Genomic DNA, 13,065 nt, shown 5'->3' with positions numbered 1-13,065 from the left:
GTCAGGGTTTGCAGGCGGCTTCGAGGGGAAGCTCGGGGCCGCCGGATTGCAGGGACAGCAGGTACAGGTAGGTCGCGAGCGAATGTTCGCATGACACCGTGTATTTGACCAATGTCTTCGGCGGCCACGGAACCAAGCGGACGGGGATGAGCTCGACCGGATTGAGCACATGCTCGTAGTCCAGCGGCGGGGGCAGCGCAGGGACGATGTCCAGGCGGTTTGCGACGCGCCAGGAGTCTTTGACCACCTGGTCGAAGGTGGCCGCAAACAGGGAGTCGCCGGTGCGTGGGCTGCCGTAGGTGTAAACGACCGGGTCGATGAAAGTTGTGTTGGCGGCGACGTCAAGGGCGAGCAGTGTCGCGAGGGCCCCGCCGAGGCTGTGCCCGCAGATCGTCACGGAGCCGGGTTGCGGGGACGGAAGTTTCGCGAGCGCGTCGACCACCGTCGGTGCGCCCGGCGTGGCTCCGGTCCTCAGGGATTCGTACATGGCGGTGAAGCCGTCTTCGGTGTTGCCGGCGCCGGCCAGGAACGGGCACGGCACCTGGAGAAAGTCGGCGTCGTGAATCCATTCCAGCCATCCTTCCGTGCCGCGAATCGCGATCGCGACGTCGCCCGTTGTGTTCTCCCGGCAGATCAGCCCGATGGATACTTCGTCGTCGGCTCGACTCGGATCCATGTCGGTCGCCAGATCGTTGGCGTAGATCGTGGTGACCACGGTGTAGTCGACGCCGCCGGCGCTCAGCGCCTGACCCGCCTTGTTCGTCAGATCGCCGGGCGGCGTCGCGTACGTGGCATTGACGAGCTGGGCGAATTGTATTGCCTGCGTGACGTTTACCGTCGGTTGCGTTGGCATGGCGGGCCCGCTCCGGTTCAGCCGCCGAAGGTTCCGGTGAGCTGCGCTTGCGCGGTCGCGGCACCCCCGATGGTCTGCGCTGCCTGAACACCGGCCAGGCCGCCGGGCAGCTGATAGTCGTTGGGCAGCTGGTAGAGGGTGAACCGGTAATGATGCGTGCCGGTTCCCGCTGGGGGACAGGGGCCTTTGTACCCGGCCTGGCCGGCCGTATTCGGCAGGACGGTCGCCCCCGCCGGAGCCTGTCCGTCGGCCGTGCTGCCGCCGCCCGGTGCGATTCCGATGACGACCCAGTGCACGTACAGGCCGTTAACGGCATCGGGGTCGTCGACGACGAGGGCGCCACCCGACGGTGCCGACCACGCCAATGGCGGCGCGATGTCGGCGCCTCTGCAGGTGTATTGCACCGGAATCGGCGCACCGTCGGCGAAAGCCGGGCTGCTGATCGCCAACGGTCCGTCCGCAGGCGCGTTCGGCGCCGTTCTCCCGAGGGTCGTCACCTTCGGAGCCGACGAGGTCGTCGGGTGGCTATGCCCGTCGCCGCCGCAGCCGACCAGGGCCCCCAGCAGCGCCAGCGCACCCAGCACCGCCGCGCCCCCGTGATATGTGCCCGCCCAAGTCGAATTCATAAGAACAGTCTGACTCGCGCGCCCGCGGTCGGGAAGGTCCCGATTTCACCGCGATTCGGGGCGCGCTACCTGCCGCGCTTTTCGACCTCGAGCACCCGCTTGCGCAGTCCCTCGGTGGCGGTGTCCATCAGGCTTTTGGCGCCCTTCTTGACCAGGAATCCCGGAACCGGCACCACTAGATCGACGGTCAGTTCAAAGTGGACCTTGGTGGAGTCCCCCTCGGGGGTCAGCGTGTAGCGACCCTCTTGCGCGCGTTGCTGTTTGGAGCTGACCAGGGTCCAGCCGACGCCGTCGTCGTAGACGGTGTATGCCAGTTCCTGTTCATCGCTGACGCCGACGAGCTTGACGACCTGCCTGGATCGGGTCGGGTGGTTCTGATCGTCGCGTTCGAGCACTTCGACCTCCTTGTGCGCCGACGACCACGCGGGCAACGTCTCGATGTCGAACAGCACGTCCATGATTTGGTCGGGCGTCGCCTCGATGACGACTTCGCGGGAATCGGTGATAGCCATCCCGGGGAGATAGCCGGTGCGATGCGCACCGAAACCCGGCGCGCCGCGCGTCAGGGAGTCGGTCGAGCACCAAGCGCCGCAAGGCGGGGGAGGACGACGTCGCGCCATCCCGGCCCCATGCGCTCGAACGCCCGCGTCATGCGATGGTCGTCGAGGTCAAACCCGCTGTGTTCCAAGAACACTCGCGTGCCATTTCCCTCGGCTTCCAGCCGCCAGGTCAGCGTCCAGGCGGCGGTGAACGTGTAGGCGAACAGGTGCGGCGGGTCGACCTCGAGCACCGTGCACGGCTGCTTGCCAAAGCCCGGCATGTCGAGGGTGAACCGGTGGCCCACCACCGCGGCCACTTCACCCTCGGCCCACCACTGCCTCAGCAGCGCGGGTTCGGTCAGTGATCGCCACACCGCAGCCGGTGGCGCAGCCACGAATTGATCCACCCGGATCGTCGCGAACCGTTCGGTCATTTGAGCTCCTCGGCTACATCGGCGAGCGCGGCCAGTCGGGCGCGCCAGAACTTTTCGAAGGGATGCAACCAGTCGCCGAGTTCCGCCAACGGCTCCGCGGTCAAGCGATAGATGCGATGACGCCCCTTCGGCTGGTCGGCCACCAGCCCGGCGTCGCGTAGCACTTTGAGGTGCTCGGCGACCGCGGGCCGGCTGAGCTCGAACCGTTCACTGAGTTCCCCCGCCGAGAGCGGTTGGTCGAACAGGATCTCCAGCAGTTCGCGCCGCACCGGGTTGGCCAAGGCGAGAAAGACGCGATCGACGCTACCCACATCCGGCAAGATATGTCGGATCTTCCCGACATGTCAACCATTTCCGACGTATCATGGCGGAGAAATGCGCGCCGAGCGGAAGCCCGGGTGGCTACGTTCCTGGTGTGCATCTCGCCTGGGAACGGCTCACCGGCACCGTGCACCGCTGCCGGCTCCCGTTCTGCGACGTGACCATCGGGCTGGTGGGGGGCCGTACCGGCGCGTTGCTCGTCGACACGGGGAGCACCTTGCGCGAGGCCGCCGCGATCGACGCCGACGCCCGGCTGCTTGCCAGGCGCTCGGTGAGCCATATCGTCTTGACGCACAAGCACTTCGACCATGTGCTGGGTTCGTCGGCGTTCACCGGGGCGCAAATACACTGCGCCCCCGAGGTGGCCGAACACCTGTCCTGTGCCACCGATCAACTCCGCGAGGACGCGTTGCGTCACGGCGCCGACCCCGCCGAGGTGGACGCGGCGATCGCGGCACTGCGGCCTCCGCGCCGCGGCGCTTACGACGCCGTCGTCGACCTGGGCAACCGGGCGGTCCAGATCGCCTACCTCGGGAATGGCCATACCGCCTCCGACCTGGTGGTGGTCGCACCCGGGACCGATCAAGGCGAGCGGACCGTGGTGTTCACCGGCGACTTGGTGGAAGAGTCCGCCGATCCCGCGATCGACGCCGACTCCGATGTCGCGGCCTGGCCCGCGACTTTGGATCGGCTGCTGGCGGCAGGGGGCCCCGACGCGATCTACGTCCCCGGCCATGGTAAGGCCGTCGATGCGGGGTTCGTCCGTCGCCAGCGGGACTGGCTGGCCCGTCGTGCTACCGCCCCGTGATCGATGCCGTATCGAAAAGCCTTGTGCCCCAAGGTGTTGACGCCACATGCGACCCCGCGCCCCGGCAACCGGATGCGCCGAAGGTTTTGGCTCGAGTGCTTCGACCCCTGATTGAACTGCCGTTGCCGGGGATAGACTCACATTCATTGGAATCGTGTGCGAAGAGGAGCGTAAGGCATGGCGATCATTGACAAGGACACACAGGTCCGGCCGTCGTTCGACGACGAGGTCGCTGCCACGCAGCAATACTTCGACGACCCGCGCTTTTCCCGCATCACGCGCCTCTTCACCGCCCGCCAGGTAGCGGAACAGCGCGGCACGATCCCCACCGACTACACCGTCGCCCGCAACGCGGCGGCCGCGTTCTACGAACGGCTGCGCGAGCTGTTCGCCGAGAAGAAGAGCATCACCACGTTCGGCCCGTATTCGCCCGGCCAGGCCGTCGCGATGAAGCGCATGGGTATCGAGGGGATCTACCTGGGCGGCTGGGCGACGTCGGCCAAGGGCTCCACCACCGAGGACCCGGGACCCGACCTCGCCAGCTACCCGCTGAGTCAGGTGCCCGACGACGCCGCCGTGCTGGTGCGCGCCCTGCTGACTGCCGACCGCAACCAGCAATACCAGCGCCTGAACATGAGCGAGCAGCAGCGGGCGACCGCCACGCAGTACGACTACCGGCCGTTCATCATCGCCGACGCGGACACCGGCCACGGTGGCGATCCCCACGTGCGCAACCTGATCCGTCGGTTCGTCGAGGTCGGCGTGCCGGGGTACCACATCGAGGACCAGCGCCCCGGTACCAAGAAGTGTGGCCACCAGGGCGGCAAGGTGCTGGTGCCGTCGGATGAGCAGATCAAACGGCTCAACGCCGCTCGCTTCCAGCTTGACATCATGAAGGTGCCCGGCATCATCGTCGCCCGTACCGATGCCGAGGCGGCCAACCTGCTCGACAGCCGGGCCGACGAGCGCGACCAGCCGTTCCTGCTCGGCGCCACCAACCTCAACATCCCGTCGTACAAGTCATGCTTCCTGGCGATGGTGCGCCGCTTCTACGAACTGGGCGTCAAAGACCTCAACGGCCACCTTCTCTATGCGCTGCCCGAGGGGGAGTACGCCGAGGCCGGGGCCTGGCTCGAGCGGCAGGGCATCCACGGCGTCATCTCCGACGCGGTCGATGCCTGGCGCAAAAACGGGCAACACTCGATCGATGACCTGTTCGACCAGGTCGAGTCCCGGTTCGTCGCGGCCTGGGAGGACGACGCGGGGCTGATGACCTACGGCGAGGCCGTCGCCGAGGTGCTCGAGTTCGATGCCAGCGAGGGCGAGCCGGCCGATATGAGCGTCGACGAATGGCGAGCCTTCGCGGCGCGTGCGTCCCTGTACTCCGCCAAGGCCAAGGCGAAAGAATTGGGTGTGGACCCGGGCTGGGACTGCGAGCTGTCCAAGACGCCCGAGGGCTACTACCAGATCCGCGGCGGCATCCCGTACGCGATCGCGAAATCACTGGCGGCCGCGCCGTTCGCCGACATCCTGTGGATGGAGACCAAGACCGCCGACCTGGCCGACGCCAAGCAGTTCGCCGACGCCATCCACGCCGAGTTCCCCGACCAGATGCTGGCCTACAACCTGTCGCCGTCGTTCAACTGGGACACCACCGGCATGACCGACGAGCAGATGAAACAGTTCCCTGAGGAACTGGGCAAGATGGGCTTCGTCTTCAACTTCATCACCTACGGCGGGCACCAGATCGACGGCGTCGCGGCCGAGGAGTTCGCGACCTCGCTGCAACAGGACGGCATGCTCGCGCTGGCCCGCCTGCAGCGCAAGATGCGCCTGGTCGAATCGCCTTACCGCACACCACAAACGCTGGTCGGCGGCCCGCGCAGCGATGCGGCGTTGACTGCCTCCTCGGGCCGCACCGCGACCACCAAGGCGATGGGCGAGGGCTCGACTCAGCACCAGCACCTGGTGCAGACCGAGGTGCCGAAAAAGCTGCTCGAGGAGTGGCTGGCGATGTGGAGCGAGAACTACAAGCTCGACGAGAAACTCCGCGTCCAACTGCGGCCGCGCCGGGCCGGCTCGGACGTGCTCGAACTCGGCATCTACGGCAACGACGACGAGCAGCTGGCGAACGTCATCGTCGACCCGATCAAGGACCGGCACGGTCGCAGCATCCTCCAGGTGCGCGACCAGAACACCTTCGCCGAGAAGTTACGACAGAAGCGGCTGATGACGCTGATCCACCTGTGGCTGGTGCACCGCTTCAAGGCCGACGCGGTGATCTATGTGACGCCGACCGAGGACAACCAGTATCAGACCGCGAAGATGAAATCGCACGGCATCTTCAGCGAGGTCTATCAGGAGGTCGGTGAGATCATCGTCGCCGAGGTGAACCGGCCCCGCATTGCCGAACTGCTGCAGTCCGACCGGGTCGCGCTGCGCAAGCTGATCAACAAAGAAGATTAGCCAGCGGCTCGGTCGCGCCGGCCCCGTCGACCGGCGTGGCCGCCACTGAGCGGTCCTAGAACCCGGCGTCGCCGTGCATCGGCACGTCGCCATGCCCCTGATTCGACCACGCCTGTGGCTGGGTGCTCGCCCTGCTTCGGTTCGCTTCCACACGCGATGCCAAAAATTTACCTAGCGGATAGTTGCTTAAGTGTAGGATTTAGCTTGTAACAAACTTGCGTTTAGATTTAACAAACGCCCCGAACAGAGAAGAGCGCCTGATGAGGACCACAATCAGGAACGCGTTAGCCGTGTTCGGCGGGGCGGCGGCGGTTGGTTTGACGGTCGGATTCGGTGTCACCGGCGTTAGCCCGACGGGCGCCGCCTCGACGCCGGCGACGCATTCATCCTCCGGCGTCGCGACGATGCAGACTGGCGCGCCAGCGCCGGGCGTGCACGTCGCCACGCTCACCGGCTGCATTCCCGGAGCGAATTGCTAGCCAAGGACCGTTCGCAATGGCCCATCGCATCCGCGCAATGGGCCATCTTGTCTGCCGCGGTCTTGGCTCCTCAATCTGTTTGCGCGGTCGCGCCGTGGGGTAAGAAAAGGTGGGCGGCGCGAAGTGGCGCATGTGGAGATTGGGGGATCCGATGAGATCAGGACCGAGGACGACGGTCGCGCTATTCGGCGGTGCGGCGATGCTCGTGTTGTCGGTTGCCTGCGGCGGCGGCAATAAAGGTGGCCCGAGCACCACGACCACTCCGACCACCACCCCGTCGTCCAGCGTCGCGCCCTCCACTGCGCCCGGCGGCGGTGGTCAACCGGGCGGCCCGAACGGCGGCGGTGGTCAACCCGGCGGCGCGAACGGTGGTGGGGGACCCAACGGTGGCGGCGGCAGCATTCCGGGCGGCCCGACCGGTGGCGGTGGCCCCGGCGGTGGCGGCGGCAGCATTCCCGGCGGCCCGACCGGTGGCGGTGGCCCCGGCGGTGGCGGCGGCAGCATTCCCGGCGTCGGCGGCGGTGGCGGCGGACCGGGCGGCGGCGGCGGATGCATCGGCAACGTCTGCGGCGGTTACTGATCGGGCGAACCGCGTCTCGCATCACTAGAAGACCTCAAGACTTGTTCGAATAGCCGGTGGGGCCGGGATCACCTGGCCCCATCGGCTGAACCCTTGTCTGGGCCTAGGGCCCAACCCGTTATCCGAGTTATGGTTCTCCGCAACTCGGATGCAAGGGGACGTCAATGTCGAAGCTCAGATTCGGATACTTCATCGCCCCGTTCCACCGCGCGGGCACCAACCCGACGCTGGCCTTGCAGCGGGATCTGCAGTTCATCGAGCACCTCGACGCCCTGGGTTTCGACGAAGTCTGGTTGGGTGAACACCATTCGGCCGGTAGCGAAATCATCAGTTCCCCAGAGGTTTTCATAGCTGCCGCCGCGGAACGGGCAGAACGCATCCGGTTCGGCACCGGGGTCATTTCGCTGTCGTATCACAATCCGCTCTGGGTCGCCGACCGGCTGATGTTGCTGGATCACCTGACGCACGGCCGCATTATCGGCGGTGTGGGGCCAGGCTCGCTGCCCAGCGACTCGTCCATGATCGGCCTGACCCCGACCGACACCCGCGAGCTCCTGGAAACCAACCTCGACATCGTCGTGCGGTTGCTGGCCGGCGAGACGGTCAGCGCCAAAACCGCCACCCATCAGCTCTTCGACGCCAAGCTGCAGCTTGCGCCATACTCCGACGGCGGGATCCCGCTGTCGGTCGCCGCGGTCGCGTCACCGACGGGTGCGCGGCTGGCCGGCAAGCACGGCATCGGCCTGCTGTCCATCGGGGCGACCCTGACCGTCGAAGGATTCAATGCGCTGTCCTACCACTGGGGCATCGTCGAGGAGCGCGCCGCGGCCTTCGGCACGCAGGTCGACCGCAACAATTGGAGCCTGGTCGGTTTGTTCCACCTCGCCGAGACCGAGAAGCAGGCGCGCGAAGAGGTCAAGTTCGGCATCGAGCCGTGGTTTCGCTACTTCCAGAAGGTGGCGGCCTTCCCGCAGATGACGATGCCCGGAGACCAGCTCGACGAAATGATCGACGTCATCAATGAGAACGGGGCGGGCGTCATCGGTACGCCGGAGCGAGCGCGCGAACAGGTGCAGCGGTTGTGGGATCAGTCCGGCGGCTTCGGCTGCATGCTGCAGATGGGCCACGAGTGGGCTAACCCCGCCGCCACCCGACGGTCGGCCGAACTGTTCGCCGCCGAAGTCATGCCACATTTCCAGGGCCAGGCGCAGCCGACGCTGGATGCCGCCGCCCGTGCCGGTCAGGCTCGGGATGCCTTGGCCCAGTCGCAGTTAGACGCCGTGGCGCACATGACCGAGAAGTATGAAAGCGAAAAAGCGTCCCAGTAACGAAGTCCGGCCCGTTCAACCTGTGTGTTATATGTCGTCCGGTTCAGGGAACCCCTAGTCGAAGGTGGGGCCTACACCGGGCACCGTTACGACAGGAGTTCCAGCAATGATCGGGTCAATAGTTCTCGCCATCGTTGTGGGTGCGCTCATCGGCTTGATTGCGCGTCTCCTCATGCCGGGCAAGCAAGACATCGGCATGATCATGACCATCGCGCTCGGCGCCCTCGGTGGCCTGATCGGTTCATGGGTGGCCAGCCAGTTCGGCTACCACAACGCCAACGGCGGAATCGCTTGGGTTCCATTTCTGATCGGGATCGGTGCTGCCATCGTCCTCATCGCGCTCTGGGAAACCGTGCGCGGCCGCCGCGCCCGCCGTGCCGGGTTGCTTCGCCGGTAACCGGCTGAGGGGTCAAGGGGACCGGCGCTCGAGACGCCACGCTTGACCATGTGGTTGGCGCGTAAAAGGATCGCTGCGGTGATTCCGGTGCTCCGTGCGCTTAAGAACCATTCCAGCTGGGTAAACCCGAGAAAGCGTGGCGACCATCGCTCTGGAGGGACCGGCCTCATGTTAAGGCAACACGCGATGCGTGACATCGACAAGGATCTGCAGGCGGTGGCGGCCATCCGCCTGGCGGCTCTTCGCCGCGCGGCTCGAGCTCAAGAGCGGCAGCGGTGCGATCCGTTGCCACCCGCCGGCGTTGCAAATGTCGCGCGGGGTGAACATCTGTCGGCGCACTCCGGTTGGGAATTTCTCCTTCAGGTGCCCGCCTGAATCGACATCGCCGGCGGCTTCATATCGAGGCGACAGCCAGCGCCCAGCGGGTAGCTAAGGACGTGGCGCATACCTGAAGGGTGACCACCGACCTCCCTCATTCCACGATCGGCGGCGTGCGGCGTCGGCTGTCGCCGTGCCTCATTCTCGCGGCTGCCGCGACCGTGGCCCTGCCGGCTTGGTACGTGGCGCAGCCCCTGGCCGCCGAGACCTCGGTGGCATCGGGATCGGTGCGGCTGACGGACATGGCCCTTTCACCCCAGCCGGATCGCACCGGGGGCTTCGCGGCCGATGGCGACAACGATCAAGCCCAGCTGCAGCAGCAGCTCAATCAGCAGCAGTTGCAGCAGTCCATGCAGCAAGCCCAAGAACAAAACGACGAGGCCGAGCAGCAGTTCAATCGGGACATGCAGCAGCAACATACCTACGAGAACCAGTTCAACAACCCGTAAGCGTGATCGAAGCGTGGCGGCCGCTCGGCGCGGCCGTCATGCGCCCTGCCGGAAAGCTATCGCCCGCCTTGGGATTCGCGCTCGGCCGCCTTCACCAGCCGGCTCGCGAAGAACCGAACCGCTCCGCCCATGGCGGCGCGCATCAGCGGGCCCGTCCCGCGAGCGCCTTCGGTGAACGCGCCGGTCCAGCGGATGTCGGTTCCGCCCGTCGCGTTAGGCGTAAGGACCACCTCGCCGGTGTAGTCCTTGACCGGAGCTGAGGGCCCCACCAGCTTGTAGGCGTGGCGACGGTCCGGCTCGTACTCGAGCGTCTCCTCCCGCACGTAGACCGGCCACATGCCCACCTTGCGGATCGCCCCGACGCCGCCCGGCGCGGGATCGCCCTGGCGGGCCCAACTCGAGTGCATGACGATCGGCTTGGCCCACTGCGACCAGTTGGCGCCGTCGGCCACCAACCGGAACACCGTCGCGGGTGGCGCGCTGCTGGTGCGGTTGACTTCAAAGGAATAGTTGCGGCCCGGCATGACAACTCCTGGTAGTAGCGGACGGACGGCCCTGGACGCCGCTCGCCGGTAGGGTACCGCCCGGGCTGGGCGTCGGCGGGGCCGGGTGAAGCGCCGCCATCCCGGGCTGATCGAACGTCTGACGGAATCGTCGAATGCGCCCGCCGCTCTTGACATTTGCCGATTCGCCGCAGCGAGACGGTCCCATCGGCCTGCCTAGACTGCAGTTATGGATCGCGATTCCCGGCACGACGGCCCGGATGGCCTACTTCGGATCGAGGACTGCCTGGACGCGGCGGGCCGGATCGTGCTGCCGCCCGGGGTCAACCTGATATCGCTGATCGACCGCAACATCGCGAACGTCGGTGACACCGTGGCGTATCGCTATCTCGACTACAGCCGTTCGGCCGGCGGAGATGCCGAAGAGGTGACGTGGAGCCGGTTCGGTGTCCGGCTGGAAGCCATTGGTGCGCGCATCCAGCAAGCCGCCAGTCGTGGTGAGCGCGTTGCGGTCCTCGCGCCGCAGGGCATCGACTACGTCGCCGGCTTCTACGCGGCGATCAAGGCCGGAACCATCGCGGTCCCGTTATTCGCTCCTGAGCTGCCCGGGCACGCCGAACGGCTCGATACCGCGCTGCGCGATTCCGCGCCCACCCTCGTACTCACGACGACAACCGCGCGAGAGGCGGTGCAGAAGTTTCTGGACGGCCACCCGCACCTGCGCCGGCCGCGCGTGATCGAGATCGACGCGATACCCGACTCGGCCGGGCAGTCGTTCGTGCCTGCCGAGCTCGGCATGGACGACGTCTCGCATCTGCAGTACACGTCAGGCTCGACCCGGCCGCCGGTCGGTGTTGAAATCACCCACCGCGCGGTGGGCACCAATCTGGTGCAGATGATCCTGTCCATCGACCTGCTGGACCGAAACACCCACGGCGTCAGCTGGCTTCCGCTCTACCACGACATGGGTCTGTCGATGATCGGCTTCCCGGCCGTCTACGGCGGCCACTCCACGCTGATGTCGCCGACCGCGTTCGTTCGCCGGCCGCAGCGATGGATCCAGGCCCTGTCCGATGGGTCGCGGCAGGGCAACGTCGTCACCGCCGCGCCGAACTTCGCTTACGAGTGGGCCGCGCAGCGCGGCCTGCCCAGCCGCGGTGACGACATCGATCTGCGCAACGTGGTGATGATCATCGGCTCCGAACCCGTCAGCATCGACGCGATCAGGACCTTCAACAAGGCATTTGAACCGTACGGGTTGCCCAAGACCGCGTTCAAACCCTCATACGGGATCGCCGAGGCAACGTTGTTCGTCGCGACCATCGCCCCCACCGCCGAGGCGACGGCCGTGTACTTCGACTCGGAACGGCTGGGCGCTGGGCACGCGGTGCCCGTCGACGCGGATTCCCCCAACGCCGTGGCACAGGTGTCGTGCGGCCAGGTCGCGCGCAGCGAATGGGCCGTCATCGTCGACGCCGCCAGCGGATCGGAATTGCCGGACGGCGAGGTCGGCGAAATCTGGTTGCAGGGCAACAACGTCGGCCGCGGCTACTGGGGTCTGCCGGACGAAACGCGGCGGGCATTCGGCGCCGTGCTGCGATCGCGGCTCGCCGACGGCAGCCATGCGGAAGCCGCCGGACCCGACCGCGCCTGGCTGCGCACCGGCGACTTGGGCGTGTATCTCGACGGTGAGCTGTACGTGACCGGCCGGCTCGCGGACCTGGTGACGATCGACGGCCGCAACCACTACCCGCAACACATCGAGGCCACCGTCGCCGAAGCGTCCGAGATCGTGCGGCGCGGATACGTCACGGCGTTCGCCGTGCCGGACGGCGATGCGCCGGATGCCGCCCGGCTCGTCGTCGTCGCCGAACGCGCCGCGGGCACCAGCCGTCAGGATCCACAGCCGGCGATCGACTCAATCCGCGCGGCGGTCGCACAGCGGCACGGTCTGACCGTGTCAGACGTGCGCCTCCTGCCCGCCGGTGCCATCCCACGGACCACCAGCGGCAAGCTCGCCCGCCGGGCCTGCCGAGCGGAATACCTCGGCGGCGCCCTGGGCGTCCGCTGATCGGCAAGCCGAACGATGAACCGGCTCGGCTTTCGCCTCTGGAGCGATCCGCGCGAACAGGCCTTGCGGCAGGCTTTGTTTCGCGATGGGCTCGGGGGACGCCCGCAGAGTTGACCGAACGCCCGCGATGCTTGGTGGCATCCTGGCCGTGTGGGCTTGCTATTCCGGTTGGCGGAGCTGTTGATCGTGCTCCTACCGCTGACGGGCGCGATCGTCGCCGCCGTGCGCGCATTCGGCCGACGGCGCACCGACGGGCAACCGCAGGAGGTCAGCCGACCACGACCACCCAACCCGCCCGCCCCCGACGGTGCCGGTGTCAGTCAGGCGTCCCAGTGGCGCTCGGTCCGACGAGTGCTCGACGAGCACGGCCGCACCGATGCACGCTGGCTCGAATACGAGCTCGACGTCGCCAAGCTGCTGGACTTTCCGTTGATGACCGACATGCGCGACGCAAACACCATCGCGTTCCACAAAGCCAAGCTGCGGGCCGATTTCCTGCGCCCCGTCAAGGCCGAGGATCTGCTCGACGACCGTGACGGTGCTGCGCAATACATGGCCGCTGTCGAGGACTACGTCACGGCATTCGACGCCGCCGAGGCCGAAGCGATCCGCAGGCGCCGCAACGATTTCTCCCGGGCGGATCAGCAGCGAATCGCGCGGGCGCAGAGCCTGTTACGAGTCGCGGCCGACCCCGCGGCGGCGGCGCACGAACGCCAGCGCGCATACGATGTGGCCCGCAACGAACTCGACGGCCTGCTGGTGCTGCCGTCCGCGACGCAGGCGAACCTCGAGCGCGGGATCTCCGGCGAGCTGGAGCGATAGGCGACGCAGGG

At 66.9% G+C, this 13,065-nt stretch carries 16 protein-coding genes; 9 read left to right on the top strand and 7 right to left on the bottom strand.

The window, feature by feature from the left end; all coding sequences use genetic code 11:
* Nucleotide 1: 1 nt before the first annotated feature.
* From AC5Y30_RS03855 to AC5Y30_RS03835, 5 genes are all read right to left on the bottom strand, one after another.
* The gene (locus AC5Y30_RS03855) at nt 2-853 is read right to left on the bottom strand and encodes an alpha/beta fold hydrolase (RefSeq protein WP_499916445.1); all 852 of its coding nucleotides are present in this window, start codon (nt 851-853) and stop codon (nt 2-4) included.
* A 17-nt stretch (nt 854-870) separates the two neighbouring features.
* Nucleotides 871-1,479 (bottom strand): YbhB/YbcL family Raf kinase inhibitor-like protein, encoded by a 609-nt coding sequence (locus AC5Y30_RS03850; RefSeq protein WP_499916443.1) that lies wholly within the window; start codon nt 1,477-1,479, stop codon nt 871-873.
* Nucleotides 1,480-1,544: 65 nt separating this feature from the next.
* Nucleotides 1,545-1,991 (bottom strand): SRPBCC family protein, encoded by a 447-nt coding sequence (locus AC5Y30_RS03845; protein ID WP_499916441.1) that lies wholly within the window; start codon nt 1,989-1,991, stop codon nt 1,545-1,547.
* A gap of 50 nt (nt 1,992-2,041) precedes the next feature.
* On the bottom strand, nt 2,042-2,452 hold the full coding sequence (locus AC5Y30_RS03840) for an SRPBCC family protein (protein WP_499916439.1): 411 nt from the start codon (nt 2,450-2,452) through the stop codon (nt 2,042-2,044).
* Nucleotides 2,449-2,763 (bottom strand): ArsR/SmtB family transcription factor, encoded by a 315-nt coding sequence (locus AC5Y30_RS03835; protein WP_499916437.1) that lies wholly within the window; start codon nt 2,761-2,763, stop codon nt 2,449-2,451. Before AC5Y30_RS03835 ends, AC5Y30_RS03840 begins: the two co-directional genes overlap by 4 nt.
* A gap of 104 nt (nt 2,764-2,867) precedes the next feature.
* Between AC5Y30_RS03835 and AC5Y30_RS03830 the strand changes: the two genes are divergently transcribed.
* Nucleotides 2,868-3,581 (top strand): MBL fold metallo-hydrolase, encoded by a 714-nt coding sequence (locus AC5Y30_RS03830; protein WP_499916435.1) that lies wholly within the window; start codon nt 2,868-2,870, stop codon nt 3,579-3,581.
* A 177-nt stretch (nt 3,582-3,758) separates the two neighbouring features.
* The gene (gene aceA / locus AC5Y30_RS03825) at nt 3,759-6,047 is read left to right on the top strand and encodes an isocitrate lyase ICL2 (RefSeq protein WP_499916433.1); all 2,289 of its coding nucleotides are present in this window, start codon (nt 3,759-3,761) and stop codon (nt 6,045-6,047) included.
* A 199-nt stretch (nt 6,048-6,246) separates the two neighbouring features.
* Here aceA and AC5Y30_RS03820 read toward each other — a convergent pair whose 3' ends face one another.
* Nucleotides 6,247-6,507, bottom strand: a complete 261-nt coding sequence (locus tag AC5Y30_RS03820) for a hypothetical protein (RefSeq protein ID WP_499916431.1) — start codon at nt 6,505-6,507, stop codon at nt 6,247-6,249.
* 170 nt (nt 6,508-6,677) lie between these two features.
* Between AC5Y30_RS03820 and AC5Y30_RS03815 the strand changes: the two genes are divergently transcribed.
* From AC5Y30_RS03815 to AC5Y30_RS03795, 5 genes are all read left to right on the top strand, one after another.
* Nucleotides 6,678-7,106, top strand: coding sequence for a hypothetical protein (locus tag AC5Y30_RS03815; RefSeq protein WP_499916429.1), 429 nt, complete (start codon nt 6,678-6,680; stop codon nt 7,104-7,106).
* A gap of 164 nt (nt 7,107-7,270) precedes the next feature.
* Nucleotides 7,271-8,434 (top strand): LLM class flavin-dependent oxidoreductase, encoded by a 1,164-nt coding sequence (locus AC5Y30_RS03810; RefSeq protein WP_499916427.1) that lies wholly within the window; start codon nt 7,271-7,273, stop codon nt 8,432-8,434.
* A 106-nt stretch (nt 8,435-8,540) separates the two neighbouring features.
* Nucleotides 8,541-8,831, top strand: a complete 291-nt coding sequence (locus AC5Y30_RS03805; protein WP_499916425.1) for a GlsB/YeaQ/YmgE family stress response membrane protein — start codon at nt 8,541-8,543, stop codon at nt 8,829-8,831.
* A 186-nt stretch (nt 8,832-9,017) separates the two neighbouring features.
* Nucleotides 9,018-9,206: a hypothetical protein gene (locus AC5Y30_RS03800; RefSeq protein WP_499916423.1), complete on the top strand. Its 189-nt coding sequence runs from the start codon at nt 9,018-9,020 to the stop codon at nt 9,204-9,206.
* Nucleotides 9,207-9,286: 80 nt separating this feature from the next.
* Nucleotides 9,287-9,658, top strand: a complete 372-nt coding sequence (locus tag AC5Y30_RS03795; protein WP_499916421.1) for a hypothetical protein — start codon at nt 9,287-9,289, stop codon at nt 9,656-9,658.
* Nucleotides 9,659-9,714: 56 nt separating this feature from the next.
* Here the strand turns inward: AC5Y30_RS03795 and AC5Y30_RS03790 are convergent, their stop codons facing one another.
* Complete coding sequence (locus AC5Y30_RS03790; protein WP_499916419.1) at nt 9,715-10,182, bottom strand: SRPBCC family protein; 468 nt, start codon at nt 10,180-10,182, stop codon at nt 9,715-9,717.
* A gap of 208 nt (nt 10,183-10,390) precedes the next feature.
* Here AC5Y30_RS03790 and AC5Y30_RS03785 point away from each other — a divergent pair, with 208 nt between their 5' ends.
* On the top strand, nt 10,391-12,232 hold the full coding sequence (locus AC5Y30_RS03785) for a fatty acyl-AMP ligase (RefSeq protein ID WP_499916417.1): 1,842 nt from the start codon (nt 10,391-10,393) through the stop codon (nt 12,230-12,232).
* A 150-nt stretch (nt 12,233-12,382) separates the two neighbouring features.
* Nucleotides 12,383-13,054, top strand: coding sequence for a hypothetical protein (locus AC5Y30_RS03780; protein WP_499916415.1), 672 nt, complete (start codon nt 12,383-12,385; stop codon nt 13,052-13,054).
* The last annotated feature ends 11 nt before the right edge of the window (nt 13,055-13,065 follow it).

Source organism: Mycobacterium sp. NGS27, assembly GCF_059813005.1.
Note: the sequence above shows the minus strand (reverse complement) of the source record. Positions and strands in the feature narration are given on the sequence as shown.

What these genes read in the sequence shown, in the direction of transcription:
- AC5Y30_RS03800 (WP_499916423.1), top strand. Translation starts at nt 9,018, where the DNA reads ATGCGTGACATCGACAAGGATCTGCAGGCGGTGGCGGCCATCCGCCTG.
- AC5Y30_RS03810 (WP_499916427.1), top strand. Translation starts at nt 7,271, where the DNA reads ATGTCGAAGCTCAGATTCGGATACTTCATCGCCCCGTTCCACCGCGCG.
- AC5Y30_RS03845 (WP_499916441.1), bottom strand. Translation starts at nt 1,991, where the DNA reads ATGGCTATCACCGATTCCCGCGAAGTCGTCATCGAGGCGACGCCCGAC.
- AC5Y30_RS03840 (WP_499916439.1), bottom strand. Translation starts at nt 2,452, where the DNA reads ATGACCGAACGGTTCGCGACGATCCGGGTGGATCAATTCGTGGCTGCG.
- aceA (WP_499916433.1), top strand. Translation starts at nt 3,759, where the DNA reads ATGGCGATCATTGACAAGGACACACAGGTCCGGCCGTCGTTCGACGAC.
- AC5Y30_RS03855 (WP_499916445.1), bottom strand. Translation starts at nt 853, where the DNA reads ATGCCAACGCAACCGACGGTAAACGTCACGCAGGCAATACAATTCGCC.
- AC5Y30_RS03820 (WP_499916431.1), bottom strand. Translation starts at nt 6,507, where the DNA reads ATGCAGCCGGTGAGCGTGGCGACGTGCACGCCCGGCGCTGGCGCGCCA.
- AC5Y30_RS03805 (WP_499916425.1), top strand. Translation starts at nt 8,541, where the DNA reads ATGATCGGGTCAATAGTTCTCGCCATCGTTGTGGGTGCGCTCATCGGC.
- AC5Y30_RS03850 (WP_499916443.1), bottom strand. Translation starts at nt 1,479, where the DNA reads ATGAATTCGACTTGGGCGGGCACATATCACGGGGGCGCGGCGGTGCTG.
- AC5Y30_RS03790 (WP_499916419.1), bottom strand. Translation starts at nt 10,182, where the DNA reads ATGCCGGGCCGCAACTATTCCTTTGAAGTCAACCGCACCAGCAGCGCG.
- AC5Y30_RS03815 (WP_499916429.1), top strand. Translation starts at nt 6,678, where the DNA reads ATGAGATCAGGACCGAGGACGACGGTCGCGCTATTCGGCGGTGCGGCG.
- AC5Y30_RS03785 (WP_499916417.1), top strand. Translation starts at nt 10,391, where the DNA reads ATGGATCGCGATTCCCGGCACGACGGCCCGGATGGCCTACTTCGGATC.